Genomic DNA, 18,426 nt, shown 5'->3' with positions numbered 1-18,426 from the left:
CCGCAAAAGAAAAAGGCCCCCGAACGTCACCGTCGCGGAAGCCCTTCTCACGTCTGTAGCAAGCTGAGAATCGCATTTCCCCGAATCAGTGTCAAGAGTCGTTGGCGTCGTTTGGCGAGCAGATTTCTTTTGCCTAATCGAGGGTGAAAGAGAATGGAGACGGGTATTGCAACGACGCCCTTTGGGCGGCGGCCGATGTCGCTTGCCATGTTGGCAGCGCAAAATGAGTCCCGTGGGATCCCCAAGGGCAGGGTCGTCGACAAGTGGCAGATCTACCGCAACCTCTGCGAAGGCAAGAGCATCGTCGGCATCGGCGATCGTGCTCTGGCCGTCCTGAACGCGTTGCTATCTTTTTATCCTGACAGTGAGTTGAGTGAGGAAAACGACCTCATCGTCTTTCCCTCGAACGCTCAGCTGTCGCTTAGGGCACACGGGATGCCTGATGCCACGCTCAGGCGGCACCTGGCGGCTCTTGTAGACTGCGGGCTGATCATCCGTCGGGATAGCCCGAACGGCAAGCGCTACGCCCGCAAGGGCAGGGCAGGGGAGATCAAGGAAGCCTTTGGCTTCTCCCTGGCGCCGTTGCTGGCCCGCGCTTACGAGTTCGAGGCCGCCGCCGAGCTTGTTCGCGCTGACAGCAGGGCGGTCAGGCTTATGCGCGAGCGGATCACCTTGCACCGCCGCGACATCCACAAGCTGATCGAGGCGGCGGTTGCTGAAGATGTTCCGGGCGACTGGGGAGGCCTGTGGAAGCGTTTCCGCGGCGTTGTGGAGGCAATTCCGCGCCGAGCCAGCATTCCCGAGCTCGAGCCGATCGTAGCCGATCTGGCCGCATTACACGAGGAGGTGGGTAAGCTGCTGGAAACTCATATGAAATTCACGAATTCGAGCGGCAATGACTCTCAAAACGAGCGGCAGCAATCTAATTCAAATACCGACTCTATTTTTGAATTTGAACCTGCTTTAGAGAAAAGCGGGGCGACGGCCGAGCCCAGCACGAGAACCGCAGAGCCCCCGAAAACGTATCCCCTGGGGCTTGTGCTGAAGGCCTGCCCCGAAATTGCGGACTACGCCGTCGATGGGATCGGCAATTGGCGCGATTTCATGATTACCGCCGCTCAGGTGCGGGGCTACCTTGGCGTCTCACCGTCGGCGTATGAGGAGGCCTGCCATGCGATGGGCCAGGAGGTCGCCGCGATCGTGATTGCCTGCATCCTGCAAAGGGCGCAGCATATCAACTCGGCCGGCGGTTATCTGCGGGTGCTGACCGAAAAGGCGAGGGCAGGGCAGTTCTCCGTTGGGCCAATGCTGATGGCGGCGCTTAAAGCCAGCGGCGCAACCGTGAGGATGGCCGGATGAAATTGCGAGCACATCGCTGACCCCTCCAAGACCTTGCGCGGGAATCGTGACACAAAATCAGGAAGTGAAGTGGAGCTGTGATACCCTTCTGGAGCCTTTCTCCTGGCGATATCCGAAGATCGTGCGTGTTCAGCCCGATCTTTTCGAGCCGGAGGTCAGGAACGCATGGCGCGACAAGGTGTTTGCGGCGATGGCGCTTTGTCCGGAGCATCGATTTTGGCTGAGGACCGCGTATCCGCAGCTTTACGGTCAGTACATTGAACAGATCGCCCATGATCGTCTCGAATGGCTTGCCTGGCGGGTGGCGGTGAGCCAGGTGCTGCGGGAGCTTGGCCGTCAGGAGGAGGCAACCGGCGATGGCCCGGCGTGGCCGCTGGCCAATGTCGATGTCGAATGAGCGGCGCAGTCCGAAACAGGTCGATGGCCTTGGCTTTCGCTTGTATTCGAACTGCACCAGTCGGGGCGATAGCCAAGAGTGTGGTGAGCGGTACTGCGTGGATCCGACCAGACCCCATTCCAACTGCTAGTCCGTCCCGACGCTTTCGGCCGCGTCGCGACGTTTCGCCTGGCTTATGGAAGTTCGATCTCGCCGTCCACCACGTGGTTGAGGCCGGTGCCGTTCGCTGTCAGCGTCATGCGGACGTTCAACTTCTTCTTCTGGCCGCCGATTTGCCCTTCGCGCACCGTCTCCTCGATCTTGCGCTGGGAGGTGACGCCGACTTCCTTTAGGAACTTGCGGATCGACATGTTGAAGGCGTCTTCGCTCATGGCGGAACTCCTCTGTGTCCGGAAGAGATTGTAAGGGAAGGCAAGGGATCAAGGAAGCAGGACGGTGACGCTCGGTCCCATAGAAACAGATCCCGAGCGGAAGGAGGCGTCGGGTCCTTGGACTTGATCGGCCTTTGGAAGGTGGAAGAGTGGGCGTCTACTGCCAAGCCGCTACCGTGAATCGGTGTCGTAATAGTGCACAAGGGCCGTCTTTGCGCAGGCAGCAGTGTTCCCGAGAGAACGGCACACTACTGGCCGATCGAATGGGGTCTTGCAATTTTCGCTTCTGCTGCGTTTAACTCCCCAGGCTCGAAATGAACCGGACTGGCTTAACGGCCAAGTCCACGTCGCAGTTGTCACAGAGGAATGCACAGATATGGCGACCGGAACCGTGAAGTGGTTCAACAGCACCAAGGGATTTGGTTTTATCCAGCCCGACAATGGCGGTCAGGATGTTTTCGTCCACATTTCCGCTGTCGAACGCGCGGGCCTCTCGACGCTGAATGACGGCCAGAAGATCAACTATGAGATCGAACAGGACCGCCGTACCGGCAAGTCCTCTGCCGGCAGCCTCAGCAAAGCTGGCTGAATTTTCGCCTGCGTCCCGGCAACGGCGAATGAATGCGAGATAAGGCGGGGACTGGCCCCGCCTTATCTCTTTCCGCGTAGGTCTAGGCTGCGACCTTCTTGCGGGTCCGCTTCGCCGGCAGTGGCGTTTCCGACTCTTTCGGTTTGCGGCCGAGACCCATGGTCTTGGCCAACACCGAGCGCGCAGCGGCGTAGTTCGGCGTGACCATCGGATAATCCGCCGCCAGGCCCCATTTGGCGCGATATTCGTCCGGGGTCAGCCCATAGTGGGTTGAAAGATGGCGCTTTAGCGATTTGAATTTCTTACCGTCCTCAAGGCAGATGATGTAGTCCGCCGACACCGACTTCCTGATCGGGACGGCAGGCTTGAGAGTCTCCGGCTCTGCTGCGGAGACGCCTCCGGCTGTGCCTTTCAAAGCCGCGTGCACTTGGCCGATCAGGGCGGGGAGATCGCCCACTGGGACCGGATTATTCGAGACATAGGCTGAGACGACATCGGCGGTAAGCTCGATGAGGGTGTCGAGATTGTGATCGGCTTCTTCTGTCATGAAACTCTCCGGGTGGCTTGAAAGGACAGCGGGCGAAGTCCTGCTACATATTGATGGCCGGCGCCGAAAGCAATAAATGTCTGAGCAGCATAAGTATCGGCATAAGCTAATGCTGATGCGTGTCGGCCCCAGTGCTCGTTCGGCTGCTATGCGCCGGAACCGATGTCCAGCCGTGCCGTCCTGAGCCTTTGTAATTCCGAAAACAATGTCACGGAATTCCGCGCTACACGAAAATACGGCCAGGTAAATGAACCTGGCATTCCTCGTTCGCCAGTGACGTTGGCTCAGCGAGCCCGGTCTATTCCTGGCGTCTTCTACGGATGACCGTTTGTTCTTTCTTGCGAACCGTTTGGCATGTCGCCGGAGCTCGGTCCGAGAATGAAGTCAAACACGGGTTGGGGCTGACCGAGCACTGTCGCCTGCAAGGCTGCCGGGGTCCGTGCCGCGGCTTCTGCGTGGTCGGCGAGCTCTGCGGGCGACATGCCTAGCACGCGCTCGAAGGTATGATCCGCCGTGTTCAGCCGACGAAGGAGCGCCGCGGCGCGTCCGGCATGACGTATCGCTGCCGCGTGCTTGCCCTCGCGGATCTTCACGCCGGCCGCCGATAACAGGATCAATCCCTTGAAGAGCGTCCGAAGCGGAGCGCCTCGGTCTGCAACTTGCCACAGACCTTCCCAAGCCTCATGGGCTTCCCAGTAATAACCGTGATTGAAGAGGTCGAGACCCCAGAGGAATATGTCTGAATCCAGGGACGCCTTTGCCGCCAACGGCATGGCTTCGCTGTTGTAGCTATGTCCCGCGGGATCGCGCACGGGATGCGGTTGCCTGCCCGGCAGATACGCACAGGACGGAAAGCTCTTTTCCGGCAGCCAGCGCCGGCGCAACATCGAACCAATAGCCATCAAAGCCGTATAGCACACCCGCGGGAGGCCCCAACCTCCGGTATACAGTGGGTCGATCCGGGCAGCGGAACAGTGCAGGCATAGGCTTCCACAAACTGTGCGAGACTGCTCCAAGGCACATTCTCGAAATTGAGCTAGCCAAATCCCACGCCGCCAGACATTAACCAGACAGCGTTTCATGACCACCGCTTGGATGCTAGCGATCAAGTTTAGCAGTCGGGGATACAGCCGAATCGTCCTGCTGAGGAAAAATGTGCGAGCGAGGTTGTCGCCGCTGGGTTTAGAGGGGAGTGATGACCGGCTCGAGCAGATTTGAAAGGCCAGTCGTTGTTCAGGTCAGCGGCCACGGCTCGGAGCGTGTCGTGTTCGATATCAATGACGCGTCCAATATCTTGTTGCGACATCTCGATCGTCAAACTGAAAAGCGCAAGCTAGCGATGGACGCCTGTCTGCGCGTATTGCGTGGAGAGGCTCATCCTACATCCGCTCGGCGTGCTTTCGTCGCTGCCGCTCTCGAAGCAAAGATTTTGCGTGGCGATTGAGAGCTATGACGGCGCTCATGAATTGCGTTCACCTCGGCATCGCCGTCGGAGAACCATACTTCAGGTGTGGGGCACTCGGTCATGCCCACCTGGCAATGTCGGCATCTCACCGTCGGCCGTCCGCCAGATCCAGGTATCGAACTCCGGTCGGGATACGATCAATCCCCCCAGCGATTCCTCGTATGCGCCATCGGCCGAAGGGGGAACGACGTAAAGTCCAATCGGCCGTGGCTGCATCTGTAAGATCGCCGTCGCCGTTGGCCTGTCCAATGGCAGGTTGTAACGCAGCCCTTTAACGCTTCGCTCCCTCATTCTGGCCAGGGCGTCGACCAGCTTCTTTTCATAGGCGGAATCGTAAGGCACCCAGTTCTCCGCCACCACCATGAGCGCTATTTCCTCGATCACCGCCAGCCCAGCCGGCGTCAGTCCGAACGTCGCGATCGCCATCAAGTGGGATGCATCATCTGCACCCCAGAGTGCCATCTCGTTTTCAAAACGGGTTTGAAGCCGACGATGAAGGTTCTCGTCCAGCAGGAACACGAACCCCGGCATGTGCTTGACGATCAACTTCTGGCCGCTCCGAGCCGGGCCGAATTCCTTGACCTCGCCGACAAGGATCATCAGCTTTCTGGGACCGCTCTTCGGGGGCAGCGCGGAAGCAAGCGCCTCTGCGCGCCTTTGTTCGATCGCGGCCTTGTCGGCGGAACGGAACGGCTCGGGCACGAACAGGATTTCGCTCAGCGCTCCGCCCTTGACCGTCATCTGGCCAGCGGCCTCGACGAGGTGCCAGCGAATATTCCACCAATGCCGTTTGCCAGCCCATCGCGACGTCCAGACTGTCAGCTCTGCTTCGTGCCAGAGATAATGGAGCAGGCCTCGCAGGGATAGTTTCTTGGTGTCCCCGACCACGCTGTCCGAACATACGGCTCCAACTGCCGGCGCAGATCGCGAGCCAACCTTTGATAGGCGAAAGTCCAGCTTCAGCGCTGCCATGCCGCTTTCGGAATCGACCTGGATAGCGCTGCCCATCAGCACGCCAAGGCCGGACAGTTCGTCGGGCGGCTCGTAAGAGGAACAGGAAGGATCATGGCCGCCACCCGACAGCGGCATCCGCTTGACGATGTATTGGTCGCCAACCTGCGCAATATACATCGCGGGGCAGGGCTCCTGGCACAGGCAAAGCGGTCGCAACTTTCTGCGATATGCATCGGCCAACAAATCCTGAAGATTCGGCGCCGCCTCGTCGATCACCTGGTCAGCAAGTCTGAATCGTCGCATCGTCTCCGTTGCTCCGGACGCCGCCGCATCCCCTGTCTTTCATTGAGTCACGGTTTCCCCGATGAAGCAACCTCGAAGATCTTAGACTGCAAACCAGGGCGATTCTGAAAATGGGCCTCCCTCTGAGACTGGGCTGCAGGCTTCGCTACTAGCCGGACTTCGGTTCGTCTCCTTTCCTTTGCGCACGACCCCTGACGCAGGCGCTGCCGCGGTGCCTGCGTTTCTCGCGGCGGCTGGCGCAGGCAGAGGCAGAGGGGAGGCCGGGATGCGATGGCGGGTCGAGGCCAGGAGAGAGGCTCCCGGCGCCCGTCGCGGAGAATGATCATGACCCATATGGAGATTCTGGCGCCGTCACGCACGACGCCCAACGGTTACAAGGTCGATGTCAGCCGCGGCCAGCGCATCGGGCGCGTGTCGTCGGAATGGTTCAACCGGCCTGACGACGAGCGCTACCTGTCGCTCGCCGACCTCAACAGTGCTGTGAAGCAGCGGTCCGAACGCAGCAAGACCCGGATCGTCGAAAGCGAAGCGATCCGAGTCGAAGCGTCTCGCGACAATCCCGAGCGGCTGACGCTCCTACTGCCGGATGCCCACGCGCCGGTGGCGCCGACGCATTGGAGTTTTGGCCAGCTCGCCAGCCTGGTCGGTGCACCCGCGACGTATCTTCGGCAGCTTCCGGCCGCGCTCGCCGGCATCAATCTGCAATATGGCCTTTCCACGCATCGTGCCGAGCAGGTGAAAACGCTGGAGATCGAAAACGGCCGCCTCGAGTTGCGAGCGATTACGGGCCCGGACTATGGCAGGATTTTCGATCACGAACTCGTCGAGGCGGTCCAGAAGATTGCCGGCAACGGTACCGGTGACACACGCTGGAAGATACCCGGCGTGCTCGATTGGTCGACCGGCATCTACAACCCCAATGTCGACATCTCGAAGGACACGACCACGCTCTATGCCTCGGACCGCGACATCTTTGTCTTTTTGGTCGACGATCTCAATCCCATCGAAGCCGGCCGGTTGCCCAACGGCGAACCGGATCTCTACTTCCGCGGATTCTACGCCTGGAACAGCGAGGTCGGCTCGAAAACGCTTGGAATCGCAAGCTTTTACCTGCGTGCCGTATGCCAAAATCGCAATCTGTGGGGCGTCGAGGATTTCCAGGAAATCACCATCCGTCACTCCAAATACGCCGCCTCGCGCTTTGCGCTGGAAGCCGAACCGGCGCTGATCCAGTTCGCGGAATCCTCGCCCATGCCCTTCGTCAACGGCATCATGGCAGCGCGCGAGCGCGTCGTTGCCCGCAACGACGATGATCGGACGACATTCCTGCGCAAGAGCGGCTTCTCGAAAGGCGAATCCACCAAGATTATCGATGCTGTGCTCACCGACGAAGGCCATCCGCCGGCATCGGTGTTCGACTTCGTCCAAGGTATCACCCGCGTTGCGCGCGACAAGCAGCACCAGGATGTGCGGCTCGAAATGGAAGGCAAAGCCAAGAAGCTCCTCGACCTCGTTCACTGATCCCCGCCCAGCCGGCGATCCCATATCGCAAGCCGGCGTCCCTTTCATCGCCACGTCAAGGCGCCGTCCTCACAACCATGAGGGCGGCGCCTTTCGTCGTGACGGACCACGAGATCGGAAGGCGGGCTTTCGACCGTCCGTCATGGAGCGCGACCATGCATAATACCGCCAACACCCCGAATGCCGCTGCTGACAGCTGACCAGCGCGAACAGTTCCTCGCCAACGGCCGCCAGAGCGATCGCGACCATGTCTCGGTGGTCAAGTTCTTCAATCCGGTCGGGATCCGCACCTGGCTTGCAAACGAGCTTGATGCTGACGGCGACATCGCAGGGCGTCGGAACCATGTCCGCATCCGCCGAACCGAGGACCGCGCCATGAGCGGTCGCCCCATTCTCCAGCTCTACACCACTTTTGTCGAATTCGAGACCCTGTACGAGCGGCACGATCGCACGCGCAGCACCAGCAAAACGGTCACCGTCGATCGCCAGGCGCTCATCCACATCCTCATGGACCATGCCCGCATGCTCGAGGCGCTGCGCAAGGCCGGACGGGTCGATGTCGCCGAACCGCATTGAGGCTGCCGGCTTGCGCCGGCGCGGCGGCCGCGAGAGGCAGAGGGCGGAGGGGAGGGTTCCTGACGGGTTTGGAGGTTCGGGGAGAGTTCCCGGGCCGCCCGTCATGGAGACCCTGACCATGGCAAAAAGCGCCATTCAGAAGATCGCAATGAACCCTTCGGAGAACATCGCCTACGACAAGCTGGTCCTGTCGCAGCAGAATGTTCGCCGGGTAAAGGACGGCGTCACCATCGAGCAGCTCGCCGAGGACATCGGTCGGCGCAAGCTCTTGCAGAGCCTGAATGTTCGTCCCGTCGTTGATGGAGACGGCGAGGAGACCGGCACCTACGAAGTGCCGGCGGGCGGCCGCCGCTATCTCGCGCTCGGCATTCTCGTCAAGCAAAAGCGCCTGGCGAAGAACGAACCGATCCCTTGCATCGTCAATCGCAGCGGAACGACCTCGGCCGAGGAAGACTCGTTTGCCGAGAACGTGTATCGCGAGGACCTGCATCCGCTCGACCAGTTCCGCGCATTCAAGGCACTGAGGGAGCATGGCCTTGATGTCGAGGAGATTGCCGCTCGCTTCTTCGTATCGGCGGCGACCGTCAAGCAGCGGCTGAGGCTCGCCTCGGTCTCGCCAAAGCTGCTCGAACTTTACGAGAAGGATGAAATCCGCCTCGAGCAGATCATGGCGTTCTCGATCTCCGACGATCATGCGCGCCAGGAGCAGGTCTGGGAGCGCATCTCCGGCAACCTGCACATGCAGGAGCCCTATTACATCCGGCGCCTGCTGACGGAGACCACGGTTCGCGCCGATGATCGCCGTGCGGTCTATGTCGGCGCCGAGGCCTATGAAGCCGCGGGCGGCGTCATCCTGCGCGACCTCTTCGAACAGGATTCCGGCGGCTGGTTCCAGGATGCGGCCCTTCTCGAGCAGCTGGTATTCGATAGGCTGAAGGCCGACACCGAGACCATCCGCGCCGAAGGATGGAAGTGGGTCGAGGCGGCAATCAGCTTCCCGTACGGCCACACCTCCGGCATGCGGCGCGTCTATGCCGAACCGGCGGAGATGAGCACCGAGGAGATCGCCCGCTACGACGCCGTGAAGGCCGAATATGATGCGCTCGACGCCAAATATGCCGAGATGGAAGACGCCGACCAGGAGATCGAGGACAGACTCGACCAGCTTGGCGCCGAGCTCGACGGTTTTGGCGATCGTCCCCAGGTTTACGATCCGATGCAGAAGGCCATTGCCGGCGCGTTCGTCACGCTCGGCGCCAACGGCCAGTTGCAGGTCGAGGCTGGCTTCGTCCGTCCCGAGGATGAACCCCGCGTCGAGGTGGACGATGACGAGGAGGCCGACGGCGGGGCTCGCGACGCGTCGCAGTTCGACGAGAACGGCGCCAATGGCATCGTCGTGAACGGCCGGTCCACGAACGGCGGATCCGAAGCGACCGAGGAGCCCGAGGAAGAAGGCATCAAGCCTCTGCCGGAACGGCTTGTCTTCGACCTCACCGCGCAGAAGACGCTGGCGCTGCGCAACGCGCTCGCAAGCAACGTCGACATCGCCTTCGTCGCCGTTCTCCATGCCCTCGTGCTGCAGGTGTTCTACCGCTTCGCCAAGGACAGCTGCCTCGAGGTCACTCTTGCGAGCAACAGTTTTGGCCAGGTCCAGGGCCTTGCTGAGACTGCTTGGGCCAAGGAGATCGCGGAGCGTCACGAGGCATGGGATAGGGATATGCCAGACAGCGACAAGCTCTGGGACTTCCTGCTCGGCCTCGACGAAGCGAGCCGCAAGGCGCTGTTCGCGCACTGCGCGTCGCTCTCGCTCAACGCCGTGGTCGAGCCGTGGAACAGGCGGCCGGGCGCGGTTGCCCATGCCGATGCGCTCGCCGCGACGCTCGGCTTCGACATGGTCACGGCCGGCTGGGAACCGACCATCGACAACTATCTCGGCCGCGTCACCAAGGCCAGGATCGTCCAGGCGGTGCGCGAGGCCCGCGGCGAGGACTCCGCGCAACTGATCGACCACATGAAGAAGGACTTGATGGCCCGAGAGGCCGCCCGTCTTCTCGAAGGGTCGACCTGGCTGCCCGAGCCGCTGCGCCTCGAAGGTGACGCGGCAGTCGACGCCGGCGAGACCGTCACCGAAGATGTGACAGACGAGACGGCACTCGACGGCGATGCGGCCGATCTGCCTGCCTTCCTCGCCGACACAGCGTCCGAGGAACCGACCGTCGCCGACGAGGAAACAGATCAGCTCGAGGCCGCAGAGTAATCGGCCTCCCGCTTCGCACCGGGTCCGGCATCACCGCCGGGCCCTTTTTCGTGTTCCGACATGGAGATTCCGCATGTCCGCCCATATCGTCTACGATTCCGTCCCTCTGGGGAGCGTCATCCGCTACTGTGACGGCACGGCAAGACCGCCGGCCCGCTTCAGAAAGAAGCTCGCCGCGTGGGAGAGCCGCAATGGCACTGGCCGCCTGGTGAAGAAGGAGCCGCCGCGAACGCGCGCGACCTACAGCTCGCCAGCATATTTTACCCTGCATGAGGGCGATTTCGGCCAGAACGATACTGTCATTGTCTCGGTCCGTCGCACCTACTCCGTCGAGAGCGACCTGCGTTTCGAGATTGTCGAACGTCCGGCGATCGGCATGGTCCGCGTACTGCAGGATCTCGGCGACAGCCCGGAGCTGGTGCATCTCGCCCGGGACCGCGAGGCGGCCGAACGCTGGCTCGCGAACAACCGGTATAGCCGAGCCTATCTCGAAGAGGTCTCAGCCGACGAGGTTGGCGCCGACATCATCGAGGGCCGCACGGCAGCCTGACTTCCACACCTCATAAACCAACCACCGACAGGCCCGGGATCGCGCGAGCGATCGCCGGGCCTGTTTCGTTTCATGGAGATCGACATGTTCGACTGGACCAGAAGTTGCTCCTATGACGAGCAGCAGAAAAGACGCTTTCACACGGCCGCCCGCTCGCGGCTGAAGGAACTCGCTGCCGAACTGGCGCTGCCGCCTGGCAGCTTTGACCTGCGTTCGAACAAGGCGGGGATCGCCGTTTCCGGCGAAATTACCCTGCACCATGACCGGGTATACATCCAGGTTGGTCAGTTCGGCATGTCCTCCGGCCACGGCATCCTGATCCGCACCTGCAAGGGCCGCAAGGATTATACCGGCGGAGCCAATCACTTCGTAGCGCTCGCCATGCTCGACGACGTTCCGGCGCTCGCGGCCGCCGTCCGCGCCATCACCGGTATCGGGCGCGAAGCAGCACAGGCCGCCGATCGCCGCGCCGCCTGAAGCAGCCCCACGATTCCCCCACCGCCGACCCTCTCTCGCCGTAGCACCCCCGCGCGGCGGGAGGCCCGGCTATTCCGGAGACATGTCATGTCCACCCATCCCCCGTTCCGAAAGATATTCGAGGGCGTCGCGACCCGGTCGCAGATGTTTGCCCTCTTCGATCGTCACAGCGATACGCCGGGTGTCGATCCCCTGTCCGGCGTGCCGTATGCGTCGGAGTGGTTCGAGATTTCGGCCAGCGAATACCACTTCATGCTCGGACTTCTGCCGCCGCTCTTCCAGCGAACCGGCATGTTCGGCATGTCCGAATTCAAGGCCGGCAATGTCACCAGCGTCTTCTTCGCGATCAGGATCCGCGGCCGCGAACGGTGGTTTCATGGCTTCTGCGATCTCTCCGACAAACACAGCCCCGATGCCATGCGGGCAGCGATCATCGCCCATGAAACAGGCGCACTAGACAGCATGACGCGCGAGGAAAAGCTCGAGGCGATCTGGTCCGCCACGCATGCTGACTTCAGGGGCATCGCCGGCGAGACCAACCCCGACTCCTGGCCGATGGAGCATCATGGCAAACGGACCATCCTTGTTTACACAGTCGGGCAGGGCACCACCCTCAAGCTTCTGGAGGATCTGACCGACGAAGAGATCGACAGCCTCATGCCGGTAGTCCACGCACGGTCGAGGAGGGGAGGGGGCGACGATGCGAAACCATCGTAAGCCGCCGCGACCGGCGGACAAGCCGACCTGGGAGGCGCACTCCACTTACACTGCCGACCTTGGAGCTCCTGACAGGTGCCGATACCGGCGCACACCGCCCGGCTCCCCGACTGTCGCCGATCTGGTTCGGTCCGGCGATACGGTCTCGACCTCCTACGGCACCGCGGGTGTCGTGATCGAGGTGAAGGAATACTTCTATGCGGCACCGACGGGCAAGCTGCTGTCGCATTTTACCATCGTCTACGTGCCGCCCGATCGCGCTGAAAAATACCGCGATACCGACCGTCACTGGATCAATGAGTGCGTCGCGGTCGGCGATCGCATCCTGATGCTTTTCGAAGCCAATGCGGATGAGGTCTTCGTCGTCGGCCGTGCCCGATCGGCCGAGATACCTCCTTTCCGTACCGTCCTGATCAACTAGAAACTCAATCGATCAGGACGACATCACCGACCGCCGGTTTCGGCGCGCCGACTGGAACCGGACCGAGCCCCCGACTTCCCTGCCCAGCGCTTGCGTCGGGCATCGCTTTTCCATGACTGGAGCAAGACCATGCCGAGGTTCACAATCGAAACCACCTACCGCATGCCGTACTACCGACATCGAGTCTACGACGCCGCCACGCCCGAAGAAGCATGTCGCCTCGCCATCGAGGATGACGACTGGTCGAGTGAACTGCCCGACTATGAGTGCGCCGGCCCCACCTATGTCACGGGCGTCTGGAAAGGCGGCGGCGCCGCCTATGAGGGCAAGGAGATCCCAGTACCGTCGCATTTCGACGAGACCACCCAACGCAAGGCCGATCATTTCTCTGAGCTGCTCGACCAGCTCGCTTTCGTCGCACGACTCATGGGCGTTTCGCAGGTGGAGTTCGAACGCTGGTTGCCAAAGGCGATGGCAGCGGTCGAAAAAGCCAGGGCGATCATCGAGGAACGCCGAGACTCCAACGAGCAAAAATAGCGATCGCTCCGCCCAACCCTCAGGAGGTTCAAATGCCGACATATCGACTCGGATCGAGCCCGCTCGTTCATGCTCCAGGCCCGATCAAATGGGCAATCAACGCATATGCCTTCCCGCGCGATCGCGCCGTCATCCTGCGTGTCGTCACAGAAACTTGGCCCGGGTTGCCGGAAGAGCACGCCATCCTTCTTCTCTCCCGTGCGCTTGCGTACAAACTCGATGACGACGCCGTCGTACTGGAAATCTTGGAAAACACCGCCACGGCTGCGCCAGCCGAGCCCTGCGTTCGCGCGACTTCACGCGGCACAAGGGAGATCGGACAATGACCGAATATGTCGTAAAGCTCCGCTTCTGGCTTCGCTGCTGGGACAGTATGACGATCGATGCCGGCAACGACGCTGACGCGATTGCCGCGGCCCCGCAGCTTGCCAGTGAGATGATGCTCTCGGCGAGCTATCCGGAATCCATCGAAGTCGATGAGCGCCGTGAAGGGCTCATTTCCTATATTGACAGCGCCGATATGGAGGGCCGCAATGAGATCGCCGAGGCGATCGAATTCGACGGCGCGCGACCCCTGTTTCCGAAGGCGGCGGCCCTGATTTCGCGTCTGGCGCAACTTAACATTGATGACGTCCAGAGCGAGGCCGACCTGCGCGAGCTTCTAGCAGGCTTCGCGCTTGAGGCGCGCCACATCTCGCCGGACGTTCCGCCGTGGCCAGGTTCGCCGCACAGCTGCGACACCTAGCCGTCAGTCCAAGAGTCCTTCGCCGGTTCTTTCGGCCCATATCGCTGGAGGGAGAGAGGGGCCGGGAGGAGTGCGGCCTTGCCGGGGCGCAGAGAGCGTGCCGGCAGGGCGGACACTTTCGCTCGAAGGACATCTCCATGAACATCGTCACCACCACATCGACCGTTGCCCGGACGGTCGCTCCCCCTGCCGCGCCGCCGACCCGCACCACCGACACCGCTCAAGCGATTCATCAGGCGTCAACTCAGCTTCTTCCCTTCCTTGAGCAGGGCCAGCCTGTCACCACAGCAGCGCTGCGCACCATCATGACCGGCAGCTTCGGCGGCACCGATGCGCAAGGCTTCTGGGTCTGGAAACACGCCTATGAGGCGCTGGAAGCCGCTCAGGTCCTGTTTCTGCGCCGCTTCGGTTCCGCGATCCTGTCGCGATCGGCCTCGCAGCAGGCGGCGTTGGCGATGATGAAACGCATCGCCGAACTCCTCCCCACTCACACGCGGCGCTCCGACGAGAGCCAGGCCATGCAGCAGCTGTCGACGCCGCTGCCGCTCGCCTTCGTCACCGCTCATGCTGCCGCGATCTCCTCTTCGGACTTCGTTCTCGAACCTTCAGCCGGCACCGGCCTTCTTGCCGTCCATGCCGAGATTGCCCGGGCGTCGCTCGCGCTCAACGAGATTGCCGCGACCCGCGCCGATCTGCTCGGCCTGTTGTTCCCGCGCGTTCCGGTTTCCCGGCATGACGCCGCCCATATCGACGATCATCTCGACGCCGCCGTCGAGCCATCCGTGGTGTTGATGAACCCGCCCTTCACCGTGGGCGCCTATGTCGACGGACACGTCGCGGATGCAGCATGGCGGCATGTCTCTTCGGCCTTTGCCCGTCTGCGCGCCGGCGGTCGCCTGGTCGCCATAACCGGCACCGGGCTCTCGCCCGAAAACCCCAAATGGCGGCCGGCCTTCGAGCGGCTCCAACAGCAGGGCAGGGTGGTTTTCACCGCAGCGATCGATGGTCGCGTCTACGCCCGCCACGGCACGACGGCGGAAACCCGCCTGACCATCATCGACAAGACGCCAGCGTCCGATCCGTCCGCATTCGCGGCCTCGCCCGGCAAGGCTACCGATGTCGAGACACTGCTCTCCTGGATTTCCGGCCTGCCGCCACGCACCCCGGGCGGCTTTCCGGATTCGATCGGCGCCCTGTCGAACCGAATCCTGCGGAATGCCGCCACGCAGATGGCCGCGCGCTCGGGTGCCAGAACTGCGCCGATCGCAGCATCGGCTGCTGTCGCGAAGAGCACGCGGCCAGTTCTTCCTGTTGCCCGGGCGAAGCCAGTCCGTCCGACCACCTCGGCCAGCACATCAGCTGTTCCTCTTTCCTATGAACTGCGCGACTGGATACCCGAGGCGGGCGGCCGGCTTACCGACACCATCTACGAGCCCTATGCGCTACAGTCGATACACATCCCGCGCGCGATACCCCATCCGACTCCCCTCGTCCAGTCGGCGGCCATGGCCGCGGTCGCGCCGCCGAAACCGTCGTACCGGCCTCTCCTTCCTGATGCGATCATTGATGAAGGCCTGCTGTCCGACGCCCAGGTCGAGAGCGTTATCTATGCCGGCGAAGCCCATTCCGGCCATCTCGCCGGCGCCTGGACGGTGGATGAAACCTGCGACGTCGTTTGGGCCGCTCCCGACGGCGCAGACAATGCTGTTCGCTTTCGCCGTGGCTGGTTTCTGGGAGACGGCACCGGCTGTGGCAAGGGGCGACAAGTCGCCGGCATCATCCTCGACAACTGGCTGCAGGGCCGTCGGCGCGCGATCTGGATCTCGAAGTCCGACAAGCTGCTGGAAGACGCACAGCGCGATTGGGCTGCCCTCGGGCAGGAACGGCTTCTCGTCCAGCCGCTCTCGCGCTATCGGCAGGGCACGCCGATCCGCCTTGCCGAAGGCATCCTGTTCACGACCTATGCGACGCTGCGCTCACAGGAGCGCGACGGCAAGAAGTCTCGCATTGCGCAGATCGTCGATTGGGTGAGCCAAGAGGCGGGGAACGCCGGAGGCGCGACAGGAACAAGTAAGTCTTTTGATGGCGTCATCGTCTTCGACGAAGCTCACGCTATGGCCAACGCCGCCGGAGGAAAAAGCGAACGTGGCGACGTCGCGCCCTCGCAGCAGGGCAAGGCTGGCCTGCGCTTGCAGCACGCGCTTCCCGGCGCGCGCGTCGTCTATGTCTCGGCGACCGGCGCAACCGCTGTCGAGAATCTGGCCTATGCCCAGCGTCTCGGCATTTGGGGTAGCGAGGATTTTCCCTTCGCCAACCGCGCTGAGTTCGTCGCGGCGATCGAGGATGGCGGCGTGGCGGCCATGGAGGTGCTCGCCCGCGATTTGAAGTCGCTCGGCCTCTACACGTCACGGTCGCTCTCCTATGACGGCGTCGAATACGACCTGCTCGAGCACGCGCTGACCGAGGAGCAGATCCGCATCTACAATGCCTATGCGGACGCCTTCCAGGTCATTCACAACAATCTGACCGCCGCGCTCGAGGCCGCCAATATCACCAGCGAGACCGGCACGCTGAACCGCAATGCCAAGGTCGCAGCACGCTCGGCCTTCGAAAGCACCAAGCAGCGGTTCTTCAGCCATCTCATCACCTCGATGATGACGCCGACGCTGATCGGTGCGATCGAGCAGGACCGCGCCGACGGTCATTCGGCGGTCGTCCAGATCGTTTCGACCGGCGAGGCGCTAATGGAACGGCGGCTGGCCGAGATCCCGGCAGAGGAATGGTCAGACCTCCACGTTGATGTCACGCCGAGGGAATATGTCGGCGGGTACTTGATACATTCCTTCCCGACGCAGCTGTTCGAGGAGTATTCGGACGCCGAGGGCAATATCTATTCGCGGCCCGTGCATGACGCCGACGGCAATCCCGTCCAATGCCGCGAGGCGGTGCGCCGCCGCGACGAGATGATCGAAAGGCTGGCCTCGTTGCCGCCGGTCGGCAGCGCGCTCGACCAGATCCTCTACCATTTCGGCACCGACACCGTCGCCGAGGTGACCGGTCGCTCGCGCCGCATCGTCAAAAAGACCGGCCGCGACGGCATCGACCGGCTCGCCGTCGAGAACCGGCCCGGCTCGGCCAACCTTGCCGAAGCCCAGGCATTCATGGATGACGACAAGGCCGTGCTGGTCTTTTCCGACGCCGGCGGCACCGGCCGCTCCTACCACGCCGATCTCGGCGCCAAAAACCAGAGACTGCGCAAGCACTATCTGCTCGAAGCCGGCTGGCGCGCCGACAACGCCATCCAGGGACTCGGCCGGACGCACCGGACCAACCAGGCGCAGCCGCCACTGTTCCGACCGATGGCCGCCAATGTGAAGGCCGGCAAACGTTTCCTGTCGACCATTGCCCGACGGCTGGACACGCTTGGTGCGATCACCCGCGGCCAGCGCCAGACCGGCGGGGCAGGGCTGTTCCGGTCCGAGGACAATCTCGAAAGCCCCTACGCCCGTGCAGCGCTGCGTCAGTTCTACTATCTGCTGCATCAGGGCAAGATCGAGGGCTGCTCGCTGACGACCTTCGAGGCGGTCACCGGGCTGTCTCTCACCACGGAAGAAGGCGGTCTGCGCGACGAGCTGCCGCCGATCACAACCTGGCTCAACCGGCTGCTGGCGCTGCGCATCGAAACCCAGAACCTGCTGTTCGAAGTGTTCGAGCAGCTGATGACGGCAAGAATAGAAGGCGCCATCGCCGCGGGCAATTATGACAAGGGGCTGGAGACGATCACGGCGGAAAGCATCATCGTAACCGATCGCCACACAGTCTACACGCATCCGGTTTCCGGCGCGCACTCTCATGTGCTGACCGTGGCACGCAAGGATCGCATCCGGCCGCTCGGCCTCTCTGAGGCGCTGGCTATCGCCCGCGCCGAACCGCAATCGGTCTTGCTTGTCAACACCCGGTCGAACCGCGCGGCGATCCAGCTGCCGACAGCAAGCCTGATGCTCGACGACGGCGCGATAGAACACCGTGTGCGCCTGCTACGCCCGACCGAGGAGCTGCGCTTCGGTCTCGATGCCCTTGCCGAAACTCATTGGCAGCTTGCCGACCGCAAACTGTTCTGCGAACTCTGGCAGGCGGAAGTCGCCGCCGTTCCGGAATTCACGACCAGCACCTTCCACATCGTCACCGGCCTGTTGCTGCCGATCTGGCGGCGGCTGCCGGACCATGATTGCCAGGTCTACAGGATCCAGACCGATGCCGGAGAACGCATCATCGGCCGTCACATCGCGCCGACCCTGGTCGCGACCATGTTGCACAATCTCGGGATCGACAATGTGCCGACGCTCGCACCGGCGGAGGCCTGGACCGGACTGGTGGAGGGACGGATAGGCCTGCAGCTTGCGGACGGTCTCGTCCTGCGCCGCAGCCGCGTCATGAACGACTACCGCGTCGAGCTCACCGGCTTCACCGAGGCGATGGTGCCGCGCCTCAAGGCGCTGGGCCTGATCCCGGAGATCATCTCCTGGAAGCTCAGGCTGTTCATCCCGACGGGCGGGCAAGGTTCCGCCATCCTCGCCTCGCTTCTCGATCGCCACACGCTGGTCGGCGTCATCGACCGCACGGCCGCGGCTTGAGAGGAG

Annotated in this window: 19 protein-coding genes; 15 read left to right on the top strand and 4 right to left on the bottom strand. The window is 62.5% G+C overall.

Annotated features, from left to right (window positions below):
• The first annotated feature begins 153 nt into the window (after positions 1 to 153).
• Positions 154 to 1,359, top strand: a complete 1,206-nt coding sequence (repC, locus tag EN874_RS24070; protein WP_127426900.1) for a plasmid replication protein RepC — start codon at positions 154 to 156, stop codon at positions 1,357 to 1,359.
• 46 nt (positions 1,360 to 1,405) lie between these two features.
• On the top strand, positions 1,406 to 1,756 hold the full coding sequence (locus EN874_RS24065) for a DUF5131 family protein (protein ID WP_127426899.1): 351 nt from the start codon (positions 1,406 to 1,408) through the stop codon (positions 1,754 to 1,756).
• Between the two features lie 173 nt (positions 1,757 to 1,929).
• On the opposite strand, the gene EN874_RS24060 is transcribed toward EN874_RS24065, so the two are convergent.
• Positions 1,930 to 2,127: a DUF6494 family protein gene (locus EN874_RS24060; protein WP_127426898.1), complete on the bottom strand. Its 198-nt coding sequence runs from the start codon at positions 2,125 to 2,127 to the stop codon at positions 1,930 to 1,932.
• A 376-nt stretch (positions 2,128 to 2,503) separates the two neighbouring features.
• On the opposite strand from EN874_RS24060, the gene EN874_RS24055 reads away from it, so the two are divergent.
• Positions 2,504 to 2,716: a cold-shock protein gene (locus EN874_RS24055; RefSeq protein WP_006339568.1), complete on the top strand. Its 213-nt coding sequence runs from the start codon at positions 2,504 to 2,506 to the stop codon at positions 2,714 to 2,716.
• Between the two features lie 82 nt (positions 2,717 to 2,798).
• Here EN874_RS24055 and EN874_RS24050 read toward each other — a convergent pair whose 3' ends face one another.
• Together EN874_RS24050 and EN874_RS24045 are read right to left on the bottom strand one after the other, a co-directional pair.
• Positions 2,799 to 3,263, bottom strand: a complete 465-nt coding sequence (locus tag EN874_RS24050; RefSeq protein WP_127426897.1) for a MucR family transcriptional regulator — start codon at positions 3,261 to 3,263, stop codon at positions 2,799 to 2,801.
• A gap of 314 nt (positions 3,264 to 3,577) precedes the next feature.
• Positions 3,578 to 4,165 (bottom strand): DUF309 domain-containing protein, encoded by a 588-nt coding sequence (locus EN874_RS24045; protein ID WP_245513651.1) that lies wholly within the window; start codon positions 4,163 to 4,165, stop codon positions 3,578 to 3,580.
• A 293-nt stretch (positions 4,166 to 4,458) separates the two neighbouring features.
• On the opposite strand from EN874_RS24045, the gene EN874_RS24040 reads away from it, so the two are divergent.
• On the top strand, positions 4,459 to 4,707 hold the full coding sequence (locus EN874_RS24040; protein WP_127426896.1) for a DUF982 domain-containing protein: 249 nt from the start codon (positions 4,459 to 4,461) through the stop codon (positions 4,705 to 4,707).
• Between the two features lie 60 nt (positions 4,708 to 4,767).
• Here the strand turns inward: EN874_RS24040 and EN874_RS24035 are convergent, their stop codons facing one another.
• Positions 4,768 to 5,985, bottom strand: a complete 1,218-nt coding sequence (locus tag EN874_RS24035; protein WP_127426895.1) for a DUF1173 domain-containing protein — start codon at positions 5,983 to 5,985, stop codon at positions 4,768 to 4,770.
• 324 nt (positions 5,986 to 6,309) lie between these two features.
• On the opposite strand from EN874_RS24035, the gene EN874_RS24030 reads away from it, so the two are divergent.
• The 11 genes from EN874_RS24030 to EN874_RS23980 all read left to right on the top strand — a co-directional run bounded on the left by EN874_RS24030 (position 6,310) and on the right by EN874_RS23980 (position 18,420).
• Positions 6,310 to 7,506: a DUF932 domain-containing protein gene (locus EN874_RS24030; protein WP_168247576.1), complete on the top strand. Its 1,197-nt coding sequence runs from the start codon at positions 6,310 to 6,312 to the stop codon at positions 7,504 to 7,506.
• A 180-nt stretch (positions 7,507 to 7,686) separates the two neighbouring features.
• Positions 7,687 to 8,082 (top strand): DUF2958 domain-containing protein, encoded by a 396-nt coding sequence (locus EN874_RS24025; protein WP_127426893.1) that lies wholly within the window; start codon positions 7,687 to 7,689, stop codon positions 8,080 to 8,082.
• A 118-nt stretch (positions 8,083 to 8,200) separates the two neighbouring features.
• Positions 8,201 to 10,339 carry a ParB/RepB/Spo0J family partition protein gene (locus EN874_RS24020; RefSeq protein WP_127426892.1) on the top strand — a complete coding sequence of 713 codons (2,139 nt, stop codon included), beginning with the start codon at positions 8,201 to 8,203 and terminating at the stop codon, positions 10,337 to 10,339.
• Positions 10,340 to 10,412: 73 nt separating this feature from the next.
• Entirely contained in the window at positions 10,413 to 10,889 is a 477-nt protein-coding gene (locus tag EN874_RS24015) for a hypothetical protein (protein WP_127426891.1), read from the top strand.
• Between the two features lie 84 nt (positions 10,890 to 10,973).
• Positions 10,974 to 11,366, top strand: coding sequence for a hypothetical protein (locus tag EN874_RS24010; protein WP_127426890.1), 393 nt, complete (start codon positions 10,974 to 10,976; stop codon positions 11,364 to 11,366).
• An 87-nt stretch (positions 11,367 to 11,453) separates the two neighbouring features.
• Entirely contained in the window at positions 11,454 to 12,083 is a 630-nt protein-coding gene (locus tag EN874_RS24005; protein ID WP_127426889.1) for a DUF1419 domain-containing protein, read from the top strand.
• The gene (locus EN874_RS24000) at positions 12,067 to 12,504 is read left to right on the top strand and encodes a hypothetical protein (RefSeq protein WP_127426888.1); all 438 of its coding nucleotides are present in this window, start codon (positions 12,067 to 12,069) and stop codon (positions 12,502 to 12,504) included. Before EN874_RS24005 ends, EN874_RS24000 begins: the two co-directional genes overlap by 17 nt.
• A 129-nt stretch (positions 12,505 to 12,633) precedes the next feature.
• On the top strand, positions 12,634 to 13,041 hold the full coding sequence (locus tag EN874_RS23995; protein WP_127426887.1) for a hypothetical protein: 408 nt from the start codon (positions 12,634 to 12,636) through the stop codon (positions 13,039 to 13,041).
• Between the two features lie 32 nt (positions 13,042 to 13,073).
• Positions 13,074 to 13,367 carry a hypothetical protein gene (locus EN874_RS23990; RefSeq protein WP_189394133.1) on the top strand — a complete coding sequence of 98 codons (294 nt, stop codon included), beginning with the start codon at positions 13,074 to 13,076 and terminating at the stop codon, positions 13,365 to 13,367.
• Positions 13,364 to 13,786, top strand: a complete 423-nt coding sequence (locus EN874_RS23985) for a hypothetical protein (RefSeq protein WP_127426886.1) — start codon at positions 13,364 to 13,366, stop codon at positions 13,784 to 13,786. The genes EN874_RS23990 and EN874_RS23985 overlap by 4 nt, the downstream gene beginning before the upstream one ends.
• A gap of 137 nt (positions 13,787 to 13,923) precedes the next feature.
• Positions 13,924 to 18,420 (top strand): strawberry notch family protein, encoded by a 4,497-nt coding sequence (locus tag EN874_RS23980; RefSeq protein WP_127426885.1) that lies wholly within the window; start codon positions 13,924 to 13,926, stop codon positions 18,418 to 18,420.
• Positions 18,421 to 18,426 lie beyond the last annotated feature (6 nt).

Source organism: Mesorhizobium sp. M1D.F.Ca.ET.231.01.1.1 (genome assembly GCF_003999155.2).
In the GTDB taxonomy this organism is placed as follows: domain Bacteria; phylum Pseudomonadota; class Alphaproteobacteria; order Rhizobiales; family Rhizobiaceae; genus Mesorhizobium.
The sequence above is the reverse complement of the archived record's forward strand: the minus strand, read 5'-3'. Positions and strand labels throughout refer to the sequence as shown.